The 17,900-nt window shown below is 68.7% G+C and carries 11 protein-coding genes and 1 tRNA gene; 10 read left to right on the top strand and 2 right to left on the bottom strand.

Annotated elements, in window-relative coordinates; translation table 11 throughout:
- Positions 1-270: 270 nt before the first annotated feature.
- Entirely contained in the window at positions 271-2,841 is a 2,571-nt protein-coding gene (locus tag ACIQU3_RS19460; RefSeq protein ID WP_403926666.1) for a GIY-YIG nuclease family protein, read from the bottom strand.
- A gap of 1,355 nt (positions 2,842-4,196) precedes the next feature.
- Here ACIQU3_RS19460 and ACIQU3_RS19465 point away from each other — a divergent pair.
- Both ACIQU3_RS19465 and ACIQU3_RS19470 read left to right on the top strand, forming a co-directional pair.
- Positions 4,197-4,370 (top strand): helix-turn-helix transcriptional regulator, encoded by a 174-nt coding sequence (locus ACIQU3_RS19465; RefSeq protein WP_403926669.1) that lies wholly within the window; start codon positions 4,197-4,199, stop codon positions 4,368-4,370.
- Complete coding sequence (locus ACIQU3_RS19470) at positions 4,367-5,743, top strand: tyrosine-type recombinase/integrase (protein ID WP_403926673.1); 1,377 nt, start codon at positions 4,367-4,369, stop codon at positions 5,741-5,743. The genes ACIQU3_RS19465 and ACIQU3_RS19470 overlap by 4 nt, the downstream gene beginning before the upstream one ends.
- 211 nt (positions 5,744-5,954) lie before the next feature.
- Here ACIQU3_RS19470 and ACIQU3_RS19475 read toward each other — a convergent pair.
- Positions 5,955-6,026 (bottom strand) — tRNA-Arg (locus tag ACIQU3_RS19475).
- A 115-nt stretch (positions 6,027-6,141) separates the two neighbouring features.
- Here ACIQU3_RS19475 and ACIQU3_RS19480 point away from each other — a divergent pair.
- From ACIQU3_RS19480 to ACIQU3_RS19515, 8 genes are all read left to right on the top strand, one after another.
- The gene (locus ACIQU3_RS19480) at positions 6,142-6,684 is read left to right on the top strand and encodes a response regulator (protein WP_403740897.1); all 543 of its coding nucleotides are present in this window, start codon (positions 6,142-6,144) and stop codon (positions 6,682-6,684) included.
- Positions 6,685-7,210: 526 nt separating this feature from the next.
- On the top strand, positions 7,211-8,257 hold the full coding sequence (nrtL, locus tag ACIQU3_RS19485) for an ArgS-related anticodon-binding protein NrtL (protein WP_403926675.1): 1,047 nt from the start codon (positions 7,211-7,213) through the stop codon (positions 8,255-8,257).
- A gap of 16 nt (positions 8,258-8,273) precedes the next feature.
- Positions 8,274-9,665 carry a diaminopimelate decarboxylase gene (gene lysA / locus ACIQU3_RS19490; RefSeq protein WP_403926679.1) on the top strand — a complete coding sequence of 464 codons (1,392 nt, stop codon included), beginning with the start codon at positions 8,274-8,276 and terminating at the stop codon, positions 9,663-9,665.
- A 166-nt stretch (positions 9,666-9,831) separates the two neighbouring features.
- The gene (locus tag ACIQU3_RS19495; RefSeq protein ID WP_366713810.1) at positions 9,832-11,124 is read left to right on the top strand and encodes a homoserine dehydrogenase; all 1,293 of its coding nucleotides are present in this window, start codon (positions 9,832-9,834) and stop codon (positions 11,122-11,124) included.
- A gap of 6 nt (positions 11,125-11,130) precedes the next feature.
- On the top strand, positions 11,131-12,189 hold the full coding sequence (gene thrC, locus ACIQU3_RS19500) for a threonine synthase (RefSeq protein WP_403740910.1): 1,059 nt from the start codon (positions 11,131-11,133) through the stop codon (positions 12,187-12,189).
- A 360-nt stretch (positions 12,190-12,549) separates the two neighbouring features.
- On the top strand, positions 12,550-13,479 hold the full coding sequence (gene thrB, locus ACIQU3_RS19505) for a homoserine kinase (protein WP_403740913.1): 930 nt from the start codon (positions 12,550-12,552) through the stop codon (positions 13,477-13,479).
- A 402-nt stretch (positions 13,480-13,881) separates the two neighbouring features.
- Complete coding sequence (gene rho, locus ACIQU3_RS19510; RefSeq protein ID WP_403740920.1) at positions 13,882-15,939, top strand: transcription termination factor Rho; 2,058 nt, start codon at positions 13,882-13,884, stop codon at positions 15,937-15,939.
- Positions 15,940-16,078: 139 nt separating this feature from the next.
- Positions 16,079-17,869 (top strand): trypsin-like serine protease, encoded by a 1,791-nt coding sequence (locus ACIQU3_RS19515; protein WP_403741029.1) that lies wholly within the window; start codon positions 16,079-16,081, stop codon positions 17,867-17,869.
- Positions 17,870-17,900 lie beyond the last annotated feature (31 nt).

The raw sequence follows: 17,900 nt of genomic DNA on the forward strand, positions 1-17,900 counted from the left end.
GGGGGTAGGAGACGGTCGGCTGTGTGTCCTGCTGCTGCCACCCGAACCCGCATGGCCGACCGTTCCTTGCGCTCCGACCATTGCCTCCTGCTCGACCCGCGAGTTGCGAATCGCCGCCGAGCGCGTCCGCGCAAGACACGATCAGGCAGTGCCTGCCCGACCATGCATTCCTGACGTTCTCCGACTGCCTTCCCTGCCAGCCTGGTATTTGTCCTTGGACAGCGAAGTTAGTCGCTGAAGCCGCGTTGCCCCCTATGTACCGCACGATACTCAGGGTCGGTCCCGGCGCACGTCCTTGCGCCGTCGTTCGAGTTGAGGGAGCCAGTGCTCGGGCGGCTGGGGATCGGTGGCTGCTACCGCCCAGCCGTCCTCTTCTTGAGGGTTCCGGGGAGCCCAGGTGCGCGGTGGGCGCAGTGCGAGGACATCCTTGACGAGTGCCCCCATAGCATCAGGAAGGTCCCGGTCAGGGTCGTTCAGCAGGAGAGGAATACCCAGCGGGCCCCGTCGGGGGGCTGATGTCCGGTAGGTGACCTGGCAGGAGGCGTTCGCTTCAAAGACGACGCCGCGGGCGTCGGTCGGCCCCTCCTCGTCCGAGAACCAGATCAGCCGGTCGCCAGCTACCAGGCGCTCCCTGCCATGGAGCATGCCGTTCCGCACGGTTCCGTCTCTGTCGAGGAAGGGAACGGGGTCCTCGTATGCGCCGGGATCGTTGTCGCTGATTCCGGCCACGTGCCCGGGGTCATGCGTGGAGTGGATCTCCAGGAGGTCGCCGTCCGAGTGGGCCATCCACATGTCGAGAACCTCAGCGGACGAGCTGAGCGGATGGGGGTACGCGGTGAGCGCGAACAGCTGCCCTGCCCTCAGGGGCAGGACGACTCGGTCATTCGCGGGCAGGCGATGAATTGCAGGGATCGGCTCCCAGCTGTTGATACCGGTTACCTCACTCTGGCATCGGCGGATCGCCTCGATGGCCGTGTCCAGGGAGACGCGAAAAAACTCCTTGCTTGCGTTGACGCGTTGGGCGGTGAGGAGGCGGTGGACAGCCTGTTCCACGTCTTTGGGCCGGGACGTGTGGGCTCTGAAGAGCACGTCGAAGGGGAAGGGGACCGATGTCCCTGACAGGTCTTTAGCTCGGTCCTCCGCGAGCAGGTCTGTGTAGCCGATCTTGAGAATGTCCCGGAAGGCAGGGTTCCGCTGGACGTACACGAACCCAGTGGTCCGAGGAGGAGGCAGAGGAGTCCCGGTGCCTGCTTTCCGGGAGCTGCCGTATTTCTGGTGCCTCTTGATGCCCCTGGAGAATCCGGAGAGCGTGACTGGCGGGTCGGACGACAGTACTTCGATCCCACCTTCGAGGTTGTGATGGGATGAGGCGGTGATGCGGCGTCCCGAGGAGAAGTGCTCCACCTGAGCGCGGGACAGACAGCGCAACGCTTCTTGGAGCGGTTCGATCCCCTCATGTTCGTCGTGGTCGCGGCTACGGAAGTCTGGCAGGGATCGGGCCAGTGCATTGGTGGCGGCTTCCGTGATCAGACTGGCGAGCTCCGGGCCGATGTGTGCGTACACAGTGCCCAGGTGGGTGGACTCGATTTCGTCGTACTCGTTGTGTGCTTGGGCGTAGAGGTCGATAGGGACGCCGGCACGCTTCGCGATGAGGAGCAGCTCGCAGGCGTGGCCTGGGTTGTCCAGGTCGAAGACGAAGTGGGCGTGCATGCCCGGGGACTCCGTCCTGGGCTTACGGCAGATGAGTAGAAGGCGGTTCCGATGTTCGGGATCCCGCTCGAAACCGAGGGGCAGCACCCCCTCTGTGAATGCGGCGAGGGCAGCCTCCGCCTCTGCTGCGGTTCGGACGATGATGTTCCACCAGGGCAGAGGGCCGAAGGTGCCGTGTACCGCCTCGGCATCAGGAACACAGGAACTGCCTGGGTACGACTGCCGGAAGTCGAGGGAGTGGTTCAGGAAGGTCAGAATGCAGGCGTCCTGGAAGCGTTCCTGATGGGTGCGCGCCCGCAGCATGTCGCGCTCTGTGTCGCTCAGACACCCGATCGCCTCGCCGAGAGTCTCGAGCTGCTCGTTGACCAGCTCCAAGGCTCGGGCGATCACTGGCCGAAGAGCGTAATCTTTCTGGAGCTGTCGGCTTACCTCTCGAAGGCGCCCCTTGGCCGCGGTGCAGTAGGCCACATCTGCGCCCAACTTCCACAGATGCCTGGCCTCCTTGGCGGGAAACTGCGCCAGCCACAGACGTTGAGCTTCGTTGCCCTTCCTGATCAAGGCAACTGAGGCGGCATGCCGTACACGAGCGTCGCGTTCCGCTTCCAGTCTAGACCAGATGGTGTCGGAGTACGCATCAAGAGATATGGCTGAGAGAGGCACCAGAGCCTCTCCGGTGCGAGCCTCCACGCCCCAGTGCCGGGCCAGTTCCCTGGCCACCTGGGCGGCGGTCGCCGCGCGGGCCAACCGACGTGACCAGTGGTCCAGGAGGAGGGCATACGTGCTCTCTGGATCCTCAGCACGCAGTCCGAGGCCGAACAGCAGGACGGAACCGACAAGGCCGTCGCGCTCCACGTGCCGGCGGACATGCTCGACCAGGCTGGTGAGTTGATCCGTGTCAGGCTTGGGATCGGCGAAGATCGGGTGCTTTGCCAGCAGTCCGGTGATGTGCGCGGTGGACCGGCCACGCGCGTCCAAGACGGTGATCCGCAGGATCAGGAGGGCACGCAATAGGTCCAGATCATTCGGGTTACCGACGATCCGCGCCGTATCCAGCAACGGGTGGTAGCGACCGACAGAGGTGGCAATTCCCGTGCAGATCTTCTGGATCCACTGCTCGCGCAGATCGGTCAAGCCAGTAGCGGAAGGCACAGCTCTAATCCCCCTGTTGGACAAGGACGGCAATGGAACCCTCTCCGACATCCGCACGGAGACCGTCACACCTCGTGGAAGCTCTGCCGGCGCGTCGTGTCGGCGACCTGCGGGACATGCAGACGCCTGGCAGACGCCATGCCCATGAGCCCTGGTGGCCTGGAGGGCCACGGCCAGGCAGTTCATCATCCTGGCCTGTCGCATCTGCGGAGTGTATGAGGCGCCACTGACAAGTGCCCCGCTCCGGCAGGACATCGCGACGTTCCCGCTGACCTCCTCGGGCGGGGCGGTGTGGGAAGCCCGCACGACTGGGTTCGCTGTCAAACGCCTGGAGTGGATGACAGGGCGACTGGCTTCGCTGTCCAAGGACAGATCAGCTCACAGCAGACGAAAAAGAGCCCCAAGGGACTGGAGCCTTGCCCGGGATCATGTCAACGTACAACGTCCCGTAAAAAGGCCAGGTCAGCACAGGGGCACCGGCCTCCAGAGCGCCCGGCAACAGGCTGGTCGCCATGGCAGTCCGTACCCGCCCCACTCGGTCCTGACGCCGAGGTCCAACCCAAGGAGGCCCACCTGCCGAATCCCGTTCTTCGATCTGCCCGCTTCACGGCCCCCATTCTCTTGGCGCTCGGCGCCCTGAACGCGTGGATTGCACAGGAGCGAAACGACTACAGCGCTCTATCCACGGCCCTGTGCCTCTGCGTCTGTGCGGCCGGGCTGTTCGGTGAGGACTTGGTGCAACGCGGCTACTGCCGGGACCGAGGGGAGGCCCGTGTACATCGCGACACACCCCGGAGTCGCCCCCTGACACGTCGCCCGAGCCGTCGGCGCTGCTCGTGACGGACCGAGCGACCCCAGGTCTCAGGTCGTACCGACTGGACTCCTGAGCGTCGTCCGCTGGGCTGGGAATGGTCCGTGAACCTCCCTGCGCGGGGCGCAACATAGCCGACGATCGCCGGTTAGCCAAACCGGCGATCGTCCGGAGTATTGATGTCGTTCGCGCCGGCTACTTGGCGGTGGATCTGGAGCGGACAGCACCTTCCTGGTGCCCAGGCGTGGCCTGACGCCTGCTCAGCGCGCAGGACCAGACCACGGAAATCCAAGAGAGGCACGACACTCGCCGAACGGTCATCCACCTCGCCACAGGCTGCGGTGGATTCGGTACCACTTCGTAAGGATCCCTCATGAGCCCTTTCGCGATACCCCCTGCCCAAAAACTGAATCGCACGCTCCCGCCGCAGTGCTTCTTCGATGGCGTGGCGGCAGCGGCGCTTCGTTCTTTGGCGGTTCCGCACGGGAGGCGCTGAGTGAGGAAGGGCGAAGAGGGTGACGAATTGATGACCGTCCCCGAGGTGCTGGCAGAACTGAAGGGCACATCCCGCCGAACCTTCTACCGGTGGCGCGAGATGGGCACAGGTCCTGCTGTACTGAAACTCCCGAACGGCGAGTTGCGCGTATGGCGGAGTGTATTCATGGAATGGCTGCAAGAGAGAGAGGAAGCCGCAGCTTGAAGACAACCGACGTTCGGATATGGGACGTCAGGGTAAAGCAGCGCCAGGGCAAGGACACCTATGAGGTGCGCTGGGTCGTGGCAGGGCGCGAGGTATCTCGCTCGCGTCGCACTAAGGGGCTTGCCGACAAGCTGCGTGCGCAGCTCCTCATGGCTCAGGAGAATGGGGAGCAGTTCGACACAGAGACAGGCTTCCCTCCCTCGATGGAGGAAAAGGCACCCGCCCTCACCTGGTATGCCTTCGCTTTGAAATACCTCCAGGTGAAGTGGCCGCATGCCGCGCCGAACTATCGGGACGAGATCAATGAGGCGCTGACCGGTGTCACAAAGGCGCTCATGCCGAAGCGTCCCGGGCGGCCAACGGATGAGGCGATGCAGCGTGCGCTTCGGGACTGGCTATTCGTTCTTCCCGGCCCGGAAGATCGCGAAATCCCGCCAGGGGCCAGAGTCGTGGTCGACTGGGTGGCGAGAAACTCGCCTCCGCTCGCCGATCTCGCCAAGCCCGCGGTTATGCGAGGGGTGCTGGAAGCGCTCAAGCTGAGACTTGACGGAGAAGCGGCATCGAGTGAGACCTTCAAGCGCAAGCGTAAGGTCCTCGTCAACGCGCTGAACTACGCCAGGGAGCTTGGCGAGTTCGACGAGAATCCCGTCAACTCGGTTTCCGTGCAGAAACCGTCAAGAATCGTTCCCGTTGACCCCCGCGTCGTAGCCAACCCGAAGCAGGCCGGCAACCTGATCGGCGCTGTCTCGTACGTGGGCGGTTACCACCGAGCCAGGGGCAGGCGACTGGTGGGTATGTTCGCCGGCATGTACTACGCCGGGATGCGTCCGGCGGAGACCGTCGGAGTCGCGGTCCAGGACTGCCACCTCCCCGAGGAGGGCTGGGGGCTGGCGAATCTCCATCGGACCAGACCGACGGCAGGGAAGAAGTGGACCAAGACGGGCGAAGTCCACGACGACCGCGGGCTGAAGAACCGCGATCCCGAGGAGGTGCGTCCGACACCTCTGCCGCCGGTCCTCGTGGCCATCTGGCGCGACAGCATCGACACGTTCGGCACGGCAGATGACGGCCGACTCTTCTTCAACGAGCGAGGCGGACTGGTCGGCTCGTCGACCTACTCGCGTGTGTGGGCCGAGGCCCGAGAGCTCGGCCTGCCACCGGAGCTCGTCGCGAGTCCACTCGCGGACCGTCCGTACGACCTGCGTCACTCGGCGCTGTCCACCTGGCTGAACGCCGGAGTCGATCCGACGGAGGTCGCAGAGCGGGCTGGAAACACCGTGGAGGTCCTGTTGGCTCGGTATGCCAAGTGTCTCCATGGGCGGCACGTGGTGGCCAACAAACGAATCGAGGATCTGCTGCTCGAATACGAGTGACGATGATCACACCAAACGCCCCGGGGGTGAACCCTCGGGGCGTTTCCTATGTGACGGATTGGACGTTTAGTGACCTAATGCCCGATCCCGCGTATGTCCCGCAGCGTGCGTCCTACGGCTGCTTTCGCTGGCCCCTGGCTGCATATAGCTGCGGTTACTTCGTTTTGGCATCTGCGCTGGTCAGATGGCGTTTTAACCCTCTGACCTGCAGTGCCCCCGGCAGGATTCGAACCTGCGCACACGGCTCCGGAGGCCGTTGCTCTATCCCCTGAGCTACGGGGGCGTGTCGGTCGCGTTGCTCGCGGCGACGGGTAGAACACTACCAGCTCCCATGGGGTGGTCATGAACGGGTTTCCGCTGTCGGGGGCGGCCATGTGAGTCGTTCGTGCGGGGTGGAAGTGGGGAAAACCCGGACGCGATGGCCGGGCCCGACCTACTCTCGAGTTGTGCCAGGCGCGTCGGGTCGGGTGCTTGTTGTGGACGACAACAAGGTCATCCGGCAGTTGATCAGGGTCAACCTCGAGCTGGAGGGGCTGGAGGTCGTGACCGCGGCCGACGGTGCCGAGTGTCTTGACGTCGTTCACCACGTGCGGCCCGATGTCGTGACCCTCGATGTCGTCATGCCCCGGCTGGACGGGATCCGGACCGCCGCTCGCCTCCGGGCCGACCCGCGAACCCGGGACACGCCCCTCGCCATCGTCAGCGCCTGTGGCCACCACGAGATCGAGGCCGGTCTCGAAGTGGGCGTCGACGCGTTCCTCGCCAAGCCTTTCGAGCCTGCCGAACTGGTCCACGTCGTGCGCCAGTTGGTGGAGCGGGCCCGGGCCCGGGGCGGGGGCCGGCAGGGCGGCGGTGGTCCCGACGGCGACGGCGGTGGTGCCCCAGTGAAGGAACCGGTAAGGGTGCAGGGGAAGGAAGTGGATCTTCCTGCCGTGCCGTAAGCGGGTGGCACCGGTGCCCTCCCCCCCTCACAGGTCCAGAACGTCCTGAACGTCCTGGGCGCACGGCAGCGGCCGTCGGAACAGGCTCCAATCGCCGGGCGGTGTCCACCCCTGAACACAGGTCGGCTACCGCTCCTGCACACACCACAGGGGCCACCCGCGCAGGCCCCAAACGCCGCTCGGCGTCCACCCCTGAGCGCGCGGCGACGGCTAATGCAGCAAGCCGTAAACGCCGCGTGGCGCCCCTCCGGCACGGACCGCAACGGCCACCCGCGCACACCCCAACCGCCACTCGCCGTCCACTCCTTCACACACCGCAACGGCCACCCGCGCACACCCCAACCGCCGCTCGCCGTCCACTCCTTCACGCACCGCAACGGCCACCCGCGCAACCCCCAAACGCCCCTCGGCGTTCACCCCAGAACACAGCTCCGCATCCACCCCGGCACACAACCCGCCGTCCACATCCCGGACCGTACGGAAACCGGCTCGCATACCCACCCCCTCCCTCCCATACGCTTGTGCCGTGACCCCCGCCGAGCTCTCCCGCAGCGTGCTGCACGCCGTGCGCCGTGCCGTCGACGATGGTGAGCTCAGCGTGACCGTGCCGGAGCGGGCCGTGGTCGCTCCGCCGGGGCCGGGGGGCTGTGGCGACTACGCCACCAGCATCGCCCTCCAGCTGGCCCGCGCGGCAGGCCGGCCGCCGCGTGACGTGGCCGAGGTCCTGCGGGCGCGGCTCCTCGACGAGCAGCGGTTCGCCGACGTCGTAGTCACCGGGCCCGGCTTCCTCAACGTCAGCCTGCACGGCACCGCCTCCGGTGACCTGGTCGACGAGATCCTGCGGCGCGGGCTGCGCTACGGGCACACGGAGAACGGGTTCAGCGGGATCGCCCTCGAGATCTGCTGCCGGGCGGAGGTGCGCGCCGTCGTGGTCGCGGACGTCGTTGCCCGGCTGGCGCGCAGCCAGGGGGATGTCGTCCGGGTCTCGTGCACCGGCCGGACCGCCCCGGAGTGGGAGTCGGTCCTCGGGGCGGACGTCACCAACCGGGGGCCCCGCGTCCTCGCCGACCGGTCCGTCACCGTCCAGCCCGTCCCCGCCCCCGCCGACCCCCTGCCCCTCGGCCGGGACGCCGCCCGCTGGGCGCTGCTGCACCCCGCCCTCCACGACCGGCCCCGGATCCCCGGTGACCACCTCGTCCAGCGGGAGACCAACCCCCTCTTCCGCGTCCGGTACGCCCACGCCCGCACCCGGGCCCTCCTGCGCAACGCCGCCGACCTCGGCTTCCACCCCGAGCCCGGTCCCGTGAGCGAAGCGGAAGCGCTGATCGCCGTACTCGGTGATCATCCCCGCGTCCTCGCCGCCACCGCCACGCAGCACACCCCCGACCGCCTGGCCCGGCACCTCATCGCCGTCGCCGATGCCGCGATGCCCCTGCTCCCCGCCGTGCTGCCCCGCGGTGAGGAGAAACCCTCGGCCGCCCATCGTGCCCGGCTCGCGCTCGCCGAAGCCGCCGGGACGGTGCTGGCCGGCGGCCTGTCCCTGCTCGGCATCGACGCACCCGACCACCTCTGAGAGACACGAACAGATCATGAGCCGATCCGCACACCCCGCCGGGCCCCGTCACGCCGATGTCCTTCCCGAGGGCCACTACTCCGGCCCGCCCTCCGACCTCAACGCGCTGGACCCCAAGGTGTGGGCCCAGACCGTGACCCGTGACGACGACGGAGTCGTGACCGTCGGCGGCCTTCCCGTCACCCGGCTCGCCGAGGAGTTCGGCACCCCCGCCTACGTCCTCGACGAGGCCGACTTCCGGGCCCGCGCGCGTGCCTGGCGCACCGCCTTCGGGACCGAAGCGGACGTCTTCTACGCGGGCAAGGCGTTCCTGTCCCGTGCCGTCGTGCGCTGGCTCCACGAGGAGGGGCTGAACGTCGACGTCTGCTCCGGCGGCGAGCTGGCCACCGCCCTCTCCGCCGGCATGCCCGCCGACCGCATCGCCTTCCACGGCAACAACAAGTCCGTCGGCGAGATCACCCGGGCCGTCGAGGCCGGGGTGGGGCACATCGTGCTCGACTCGTTCCAGGAGATCGTGCGCGTCGCCCATATCGCGCAGGGCCTCGGGAAGCGGCAGAAGGTCCTCATCCGCATCACGGTCGGCGTCGAGGCCCACACCCACGAGTTCATCGCCACGGCCCACGAGGACCAGAAGTTCGGCATCCCGCTGGCCGGCGGGCAGGCCGCCGAGGCCGTACGGCGGGCGCTCCAGCTCGACGGTCTCGAGCTGGTCGGCATCCACAGCCACATCGGGTCGCAGATCTTCGACATGTCCGGGTTCGAGGTGGCCGCCCACCGGGTGGTCGGGCTGCTGAAGGACATCCGCGACGAGCACGGTGTCGAGCTGCCCGAGATCGACCTCGGCGGCGGGCTCGGAATCGCGTACACCAGTGACGACGACCCGCGCGAGCCGCACGAGATCGCCAAGGCGCTCACCGAGATCGTGACCCGCGAGTGCGAGGCCGCCAAGCTGCGCACCCCCCGCATCTCCGTCGAGCCGGGGCGGGCCATCGTCGGGCCGACCGCGTTCACTCTCTACGAGGTCGGCACCGTCAAGCCCCTCGACGGTCTGCGCACCTACGTCTCCGTCGACGGCGGCATGTCGGACAACATCCGCACCGCGCTGTACGACGCCGAGTACAGCGTCGCGCTGGTCTCCCGCACCTCCGGCGCCGAGCCGATGCTCGCCCGGGTCGTCGGCAAGCACTGTGAGAGCGGGGACATCGTGGTCAAGGACGCGTTCCTGCCGTCCGACCTGGCACCGGGTGACCTCATCGCCGTACCGGCGACGGGTGCCTACTGCCGGTCCATGGCCAGCAACTACAACCACGTGCTGCGCCCGCCGGTCGTCGCGGTCGACGGCGGTGAGGCGCGGGTGATCGTCCGCCGCGAGACGGAGGAGGACCTGCTGCGTCTCGACGTCGGCTGAGTGGCAGAAGGCAGAAAGTCCCCCGCAGGCGGGTGGCGGAAGATCTCCTGTCACCCGCCCCCGCGAAAATGAAATAGACATCTCACGATCCGGACCGGGGGCAGAAACTCCCGTCCGGTGAGTGAGACTGGTTCCACCGTAGACGGTAAAGAGGAAACGAGGTCGGATGATGCGTACGCGTCCGCTGAAGGTGGCGCTGCTGGGCTGTGGAGTGGTCGGCTCAGAGGTGGCGCGCATCATGACGACGCACGCCGACGACCTCACGGCCCGCATCGGAGCCCCCGTGGAGCTCGCGGGTGTGGCCGTGCGGCGGCCCGACCGGGTGCGCGAGGGCATCGCCCCCGAGCTCGTCACCACCGACGCCACCGCCCTGGTCAAGCGCGGCGACATCGACGTCGTGGTCGAGGTCATCGGCGGCATCGAGCCCGCCCGGTCCCTCATCACCACCGCCTTCGAGCACGGCGCCTCCGTCGTCTCCGCCAACAAGGCGCTGCTCGCCCAGGACGGCGCCGCCCTGCACGCCGTCGCCGAGCAGCACGGCAAGGACCTCTACTACGAGGCCGCCGTCGCCGGTGCCATCCCGCTGGTCCGGCCGCTGCGCGAGTCCCTCGCCGGCGACAAGATCAACCGGGTGATGGGCATCGTCAACGGGACGACGAATTTCATCCTCGACAAGATGGACTCCACGGGCGCGGGATACCAGGAGGCCCTCGACGAGGCCACCGCCCTGGGGTACGCCGAGGCGGACCCGACCGCCGACGTCGAGGGCTTCGACGCCGCCGCCAAGGCCGCGATCCTCGCCGGCATCGCCTTCCACACGCGTGTGCGCCTCGACGACGTCTACCGCGAGGGCATGACCGAGGTGACAGCGGCCGATTTCGCCTCAGCGAAGGAGATGGGCTGCACCATCAAGCTGCTCGCCATCTGCGAGCGGGCCGAGGACGGGCAGTCGGTCACCGCGCGCGTGCACCCCGCGATGATCCCGCTGAGCCACCCGCTGGCGTCCGTCCGCGGCGCCTACAACGCCGTGTTCGTCGAGTCGGACGCCGCCGGCCAGCTCATGTTCTACGGTCCCGGAGCGGGCGGTTCCCCGACCGCCTCGGCCGTCCTCGGCGACCTCGTCGCCGTCTGCCGCAACCGGATCGGCGGCGCGACCGGACCGGGCGAGTCCGCCTACGCCGCACTGCCGGTGTCCCCGATGGGCGACGTCGTCACGCGGTACCACATCAGCCTCGACGTAGCTGACAAACCGGGTGTTCTCGCCCAGGTCGCGACCGTCTTCGCCGAGCACGGAGTCTCGATCGATACGGTTCGCCAGTCGGGGAAGGACGGCGAGGCCTCCCTCGTCGTCGTCACGCACCGTGCGTCCGACGCGGCCCTCACCGGGACCGTCGAGGCGTTGCGCAAGCTCGACACCGTGCGTGGTGTCGCCAGCATCATGCGGGTTGAAGGAGAGTAACCAGCAATGACCCACCAGTGGCGCGGAATCATCGAGGAGTACCGGGACAGGCTGCCGGTATCCGACAGCACGCCGGTCGTGACGCTCCGCGAGGGCGGCACGCCCCTCGTCCCCGCGCAGGTGCTCTCCGAGCGCACGGGCTGCGAGGTCCACCTCAAGGTGGAGGGTGCGAACCCAACCGGGTCCTTCAAGGACCGCGGCATGACCATGGCCATCACCCGGGCCAAGGAGGAAGGGGCGAAGGCGGTCATCTGCGCCTCCACCGGCAACACGTCGGCCTCCGCCGCCGCGTACGCCGTGCGGGCCGGGATGGTCTGTGCCGTGCTGGTGCCGCAGGGCAAGATCGCCCTCGGCAAGATGGGCCAGGCCCTCGTGCACGGCGCGAAGATCCTCCAGGTCGACGGCAACTTCGACGACTGCCTGACGCTCGCCCGCGGCCTGAGCGACAACTACCCCGTGGCACTGGTCAATTCGGTCAACCCGGTCCGGATCGAGGGTCAGAAGACGGCCGCGTTCGAGATCGTGGACATGCTCGGCGACGCGCCCGACATCCACGTCCTGCCCGTCGGCAACGCGGGCAACATCACGGCCTATTGGAAGGGCTACACGGAGTACGCCCGCGACGGCGTGGCGACCCGGACGCCGCGGATGTGGGGTTTCCAGGCCTCCGGCAGTGCCCCGATCGTGCGCGGCGAGGTCGTCAAGGACCCCTCGACCATCGCCACGGCCATCCGCATCGGCAACCCGGCCTCCTGGCAGTTCGCGCTCGCCGCCCGGGACGAGTCGGGCGGTGCCATCGACGAGGTGACGGACCGTGAGATCCTGCGTGCCTACCGGCTGTTGGCGTCGCAGGAGGGCGTCTTCGTCGAGCCGGCGTCGGCCGCGTCCGTCGCCGGTCTGCTGAAGGCCGCCGAGCAGGGCAAGGTCGACCCGGGGCAGCGGATCGTGTGCACCGTCACCGGCAACGGGCTGAAGGACCCCGACTGGGCCGTCGCCGGCGCCCCGCAGCCGGTCACCGTGCCCGTCGACTCCGCAGCCGCGGCGGAGCGCCTGGGTCTCGCCTGACGGCGCTCGAACCAGCCTGACGTGCGCCTATGCACCGAGCGCCGGTGCTGCGCCCGACATGGTCCGGCGTAAGACCGCGCTTGCCGGGGGAAGTTCCCTACGGGGGGTGCACAGGGGGCTTACGACACGCATCGTGCGCCTCCTGTGCGCCCTATGTCGCCACAGAACCTTCCTTCGATAGGCTGTACTGAACCCGCCCCCCGCATATGCCTCCGCATGAGCAGGGCGCCGCGCCGTCTCCGCGGCCGGGCAGCGGCCGGCCCTCCCGGTCGGCAGCGGCCCCCAGGGTTCTCGTACGCCATCGAATGTCCACTGAACGTCATTCGACAATCACCGCAGCTCAAGGAGAGTCATCGAGAGATGGCCGGTCCAGCGTTCCGCGCCGCCGCCGTCCGGGTGCGCGTCCCCGCCACCAGCGCCAACCTCGGCCCGGGCTTCGACGCCCTCGGCCTCGCGCTGGGCTTGTACGACGACGTGGTCGTCCGGGTGGCCGACTCCGGGCTGCACATCGACATCGCGGGTGAGGGAAGCGAAACGCTCCCGCGCGACGAGCAGCACCTGCTCGTCCGTTCCCTGCGCACCGCCTTCGACCTGCTCGGCGGACAGCCGCGCGGTCTGGAGATCGTCTGCGCCAACCGCATTCCGCACGGACGGGGCCTCGGCTCGTCCTCGGCCGCCATCTGCGCCGGGATCGTCGCCGCCCGCGCCGTGACCATAGGGGCCGACGCCAAGCTCGACGACACCGCGCTGCTGGAGCTCGCCACCGAGATCGAGGGCCACCCCGACAACGTCGCAGCGTGCCTGCTGGGCGGGTTCACGCTGTCCTGGATGGAGGGCGGCGCGGCGCGCGCGATCAGGATGGACCCCTCCGATTCCATCGTTCCGGTGGTTTTCGTCCCCGGAAAGCCGGTCCTCACGGAGACGGCGCGCGGCCTGCTCCCGCGCACCGTCCCGCACGTCGACGCCGCCGCCAACGCGGGCCGGGCCGCCCTGCTCGTCGAGGCCCTGACCCGCCGCCCCGAACTGCTGCTGCCGGCCACCGAGGACCGCCTGCACCAGGAGTACCGCGCCCCCGCCATGCCCGAGAGCGCGGCACTGGTGGAGCGGCTGCGGGGCGACGGCATCCCCGCGGTCATCTCCGGGGCCGGGCCGACGGTCATGGCGCTGGCCGACGCGCAGACCGCAGACAAGGTCGAGGCCCTGGCGGGCGCGGACTGGGCCGCGAACCGGCTGCGCCTCGACCAGCAGGGCGCGAGCGTGCTGCCGCTCGCGACCTCCGGTGACATCTGAAAGCGCTCGATTACCGGATTTCGAGAGGGGGAATGTTTGTTGGATCCGGTAGTGTTAACCTCAAGTCTGCACCCGACCCCACCATGGCGAGGTGCCTCGTGTCCCCGTCCGGGACAGACATTCTTCCGGGAGCCCCCCAAGCCGCACTGTGTTCCGTACGTCGGACCGTACGCCGTACGAGGACACTGAGCGGGGCGCAGGGCACGCTCCGGAACCGGTGCGACCACGCCGCGTGACACTGACACTGGGTGTCACGGCTCAAGGAAGCGCCATCACCAGATTCCTCCGCCGCTTAGGCGGACCACCGCCCCGGCACGGTTCACACCACACGGACCGAAGTCGGACAGCACAACCGGTCGCCGAGCCAGACAGGCCGACGTCCGCTCCAGGGAAGGACCCTTCGTGAGCGACACCACCGATCTGATGGGCGCACGTGTCGAGGAGACCGCTGCCGCGCCCGCCACGGACGCCTCCGCGCCTGCCACCGGTGCCGGCTCCCGGCGGCGCCGCGGTACCGGCCTCGAGGGCATGGTGCTGGCCGAGCTGCAGCAGGTCGCATCCGGCCTCGGCATCAGGGGCACCGCGCGTATGCGCAAGAGCCAGCTGATCGAGGTCATCAAGGAGGCGCAGGCGTCCGGCGGCGCCGCTCCGGCCGCGAAGGCCGACGCCCCCGCCGAGACCAAGCCCAAGCGCCGCGCCACCTCGCGCAGCCGTACGGGCGACAACGCCGAGAAGGCGGACAAGAAGGCGGACGCGAAGGAGGCCTCTGCGGCCCCCGCGGACCAGGCCGAAAAGGCCGTGGCCCAGCAGCAGATCGAGATCCCCGGCCAGCCGGCCGGCGGCCCCTCCCGCGACGGGTCCCGCGCGAGCGCGGGCGAGGACGCGCCCGAGCGCCGTCGCCGCCGGGCCACCGCCGAGGCCGGAGCCCCGGCTTCCGCCACGGAGACCGTCGTCGCCGAGGCGAAGAACGACACCAAGGCCGAGACGCAGTCGCAGCAGCAGTCGCAGAACAACGAGGCCAAGTCCGACGGCGGTGACGGCGGTGAAGGCCGTCGTCGTGACCGCCGGGACCGCGGTGACCGCGGTGACCGGGGCGGCCGGGACCGTGACCGCCGCGGCGGCAAGGGTGACGACCAGCAGGGCGGCGGCCAGCGCGGCCAGCAGCAGGGCCAGGGCGGCGGCGGCCGTCAGGACCGTGGCCAGCAGCAGGACGACGACGACTTCGAGGGCGGCCGTCGTGGCCGTCGCGGCCGCTACCGCGACCGCCGCGGCCGTCGCGGCCGTGACGACATGGCCACCGAGCCGCAGATCAACGAGGACGACGTCCTGATCCCCGTCGCGGGCATCCTCGACATCCTCGACAACTACGCGTTCATCCGGACCTCCGGCTACCTGCCCGGTCCGAACGACGTGTACGTCTCCCTCGCCCAGGTCCGCAAGAACGGCCTGCGCAAGGGCGACCACATCACCGGCGCGGTCCGCCAGCCCAAGGAAGGCGAGCGGCGCGAGAAGTTCAACGCGCTGGTGCGCCTGGACTCCGTCAACGGCATGGCGCCCGAACACGGCCGCGGCCGCCCGGAGTTCAACAAGCTCACCCCGCTGTACCCGCAGGACCGCCTCCGCCTGGAGACGGACCCGGGCGTGCTCACCACCCGCATCATCGACCTCGTGTCGCCGATCGGTAAGGGCCAGCGCGGTCTCATCGTGGCCCCGCCGAAGACCGGCAAGACCATGATCATGCAGGCGATCGCCAACGCGATCACCCACAACAACCCCGAGTGCCATCTGATGGTCGTCCTCGTCGACGAGCGTCCGGAAGAGGTCACCGACATGCAGCGGTCGGTGAAGGGCGAGGTCATCTCCTCGACCTTCGACCGCCCCGCCGAGGACCACACCACCGTCGCCGAGCTCGCCATCGAGCGCGCCAAGCGCCTGGTGGAGCTGGGTCACGACGTGGTCGTGCTGCTCGACTCGATCACCCGTCTGGGCCGTGCGTACAACCTCGCCGCCCCGGCCTCCGGCCGCATCCTGTCCGGTGGTGTCGACTCGACGGCGCTGTACCCGCCGAAGCGCTTCTTCGGTGCGGCCCGCAACATCGAGGACGGCGGCTCGCTGACCATCCTCGCCACCGCCCTGGTGGACACCGGATCCCGCATGGACGAGGTGATCTTCGAGGAGTTCAAGGGCACCGGCAACATGGAGCTCAAGCTCGACCGGAAGCTCGCCGACAAGCGCATCTTCCCGGCGGTGGACGTCGACGCGTCCGGTACCCGCAAGGAAGAGATCCTGCTCGGCAACGAGGAGCTCGCGGTCGTCTGGAAGCTGCGCCGGGTGTTGCACGCGCTCGACCAGCAGCAGGCCATCGAGCTGCTCCTCGACAAGATGAAGCAGACGAAGTCCAACGTCGAGTTCCTGATGCAGATCCAGAAGACCACCCCGACGCCGGGCAACGGCGACTGAGGTACGTCGGCTGAGGCAAGCACCGCACACGAGGGCCGCTCCCCTGACCGGGGGCGGCCCTCTGTGCTGTGCGTGTGCGGGTAGGATCACGCTCTCTTCGAACTTGTGATCCCGAGGGGGGACATACGTGGGTACACCCATGCCCGGGGGCGGTCGGCACAGACGCCGGATACGCATCGCACTGCCCGTCGCCGCGGCCGGGGTCGCCGCCGCCGTGGCCGGTGCGCTGCTGACGACGTCCGCCGACGCGGCCACCCCGCTGCCGCAGCCGACGGTCAAGCCGGCGGCGGTCAGCTCGCCGTCGCTCACCGAGCTGGAGAAGCGCGTCGCGGGTGCCATGGCCGGTGACGACGTGGCCGGCAAGACGAGCAAGAACTCGCTCACCGCGGGCACCGTCGCCGGCAGCATCGACCCCAAGATCATCGGTGGCAACGAGACCACCATCAGCACGGCCCCGTGGATGGCGCAGCTCCACTACTACGACGACCGGGGCACCTCCGGCACCAGTGACGACATCGGCTTCTTCTGCGGCGGCGCCGTCGTCGCGCCGACGAAGATCCTCACCGCCGCGCACTGCGTCAAGGGCTACAACTGGAACGCCAACGGCGCCGTCATCACCGGCACCTCCCAGCTGCCCTCCGCCGACGGCACCGACCTGCACGGCGGCACCGTCACCGGCGTCTGGCGGCAGTGGAACCACCCGTCGTACAGCGCGACGACCATCGACAACGACATCGCGGTGCTGACCCTGCCCGTCCCGGTCAAGGCCACCCCGATCCGCATGACGACGTCCGGCGACACCACGTCGTACAAGGCCGGCACCAGCGCCAAGGTCTACGGCTGGGGCCGCACCAGCTCCACCAGCGACGACATCTCCGAGACGCTGAAGACGGCCACGCTGCCCATGCAGTCCGACACGACGTGCTCCGGCGCGTACGGCGCCGACTTCGTCAAGGGCCACATGGTCTGCGCGGGCAAGCCCGCCACCGGCAGCGACACCGGCACCGTCTCGGCCTGCAACGGCGACTCCGGCGGCCCCCTGGTCGTCAACAACCGGATCGTCGGTGTCGTGTCCTGGGGTGTGACCGACTGCGTCGCCAAGGGCGCCTACAGCGTCTTCAGCAAGGTCAGCACGTACGTGGGCGCCGCCTACCCGCGCCTCGACGACACCAACATCAGCGGTGACCACAAGGCCGACCTGTGGGTGCGCAACGCCTCCACCAAGACCGGCTACTCCAAGGACTCGGCCGGCACGTCGTTCGCCGCCCGCCAGTCCTGGGGCAACTGGGACGGCGTCAACGTCGTCCTGCAGACCGACCTCGACCGCGACGGCTACCAGGACCTGGTCTACCGGCGCAGCAGCGACGGCGACGTCTTCTGGACGCACTACGTCATCTCCAGCGGCAGCTGGAGCACCAAGCAGATCGCCGACAACTGGAAGACCCGCACCCGGATCGTCACCCCCGGTGACGTCACCGGCGACTACCTGCCCGACCTGCTCTCGGTCGACTCGGCGGGCGTGATGTGGATCTACCCGGGCAAGGGCAACGGCACCTTCGCGTCCCGCGTGCAGGTCGGCTCCGGCTGGAACCAGTACAACTCCGTGCGCGGCAAGGGCGACTTCAACGGGGACGGCAAGACCGACCTGATCGCCCGCAGCAAGTCCGGCAGCTACCTCTACCTGTACAAGGGCACCGGCAAGGCCGGCTCGGGCGCGTTCTCGGCCCGGGTCAAGGTGCGCACGTGGGACGGCTACAACGCCTTCGACGCACCCGGTGACGTCACCGGCGACGGCAAGGCCGACTTCCTCGCCCGCACCCCCGGCGGCACGCTCTACCTCTACGCCGGCACCGGCAAGGGGACCAGCGAGATCTTTGCCACACGCAAGTCCGTCGGCACCGATTTCAAGCAGTACGACATCTTCGGCTGAAATTGCAGGTGAGCGGGGTGCGTCCCGCCAC

This window comes from Streptomyces sp. NPDC101110, from assembly GCF_044759525.1.
Taxonomy (GTDB): domain Bacteria; phylum Actinomycetota; class Actinomycetes; order Streptomycetales; family Streptomycetaceae; genus Streptomyces.

What these genes read in the sequence shown, in the direction of transcription:
- thrB (WP_403740913.1), top strand. Translation starts at nt 12,550, where the DNA reads ATGGCCGGTCCAGCGTTCCGCGCCGCCGCCGTCCGGGTGCGCGTCCCC.
- ACIQU3_RS19495 (WP_366713810.1), top strand. Translation starts at nt 9,832, where the DNA reads ATGATGCGTACGCGTCCGCTGAAGGTGGCGCTGCTGGGCTGTGGAGTG.
- lysA (WP_403926679.1), top strand. Translation starts at nt 8,274, where the DNA reads ATGAGCCGATCCGCACACCCCGCCGGGCCCCGTCACGCCGATGTCCTT.
- ACIQU3_RS19515 (WP_403741029.1), top strand. Translation starts at nt 16,079, where the DNA reads ATGCCCGGGGGCGGTCGGCACAGACGCCGGATACGCATCGCACTGCCC.
- ACIQU3_RS19465 (WP_403926669.1), top strand. Translation starts at nt 4,197, where the DNA reads ATGACCGTCCCCGAGGTGCTGGCAGAACTGAAGGGCACATCCCGCCGA.
- thrC (WP_403740910.1), top strand. Translation starts at nt 11,131, where the DNA reads ATGACCCACCAGTGGCGCGGAATCATCGAGGAGTACCGGGACAGGCTG.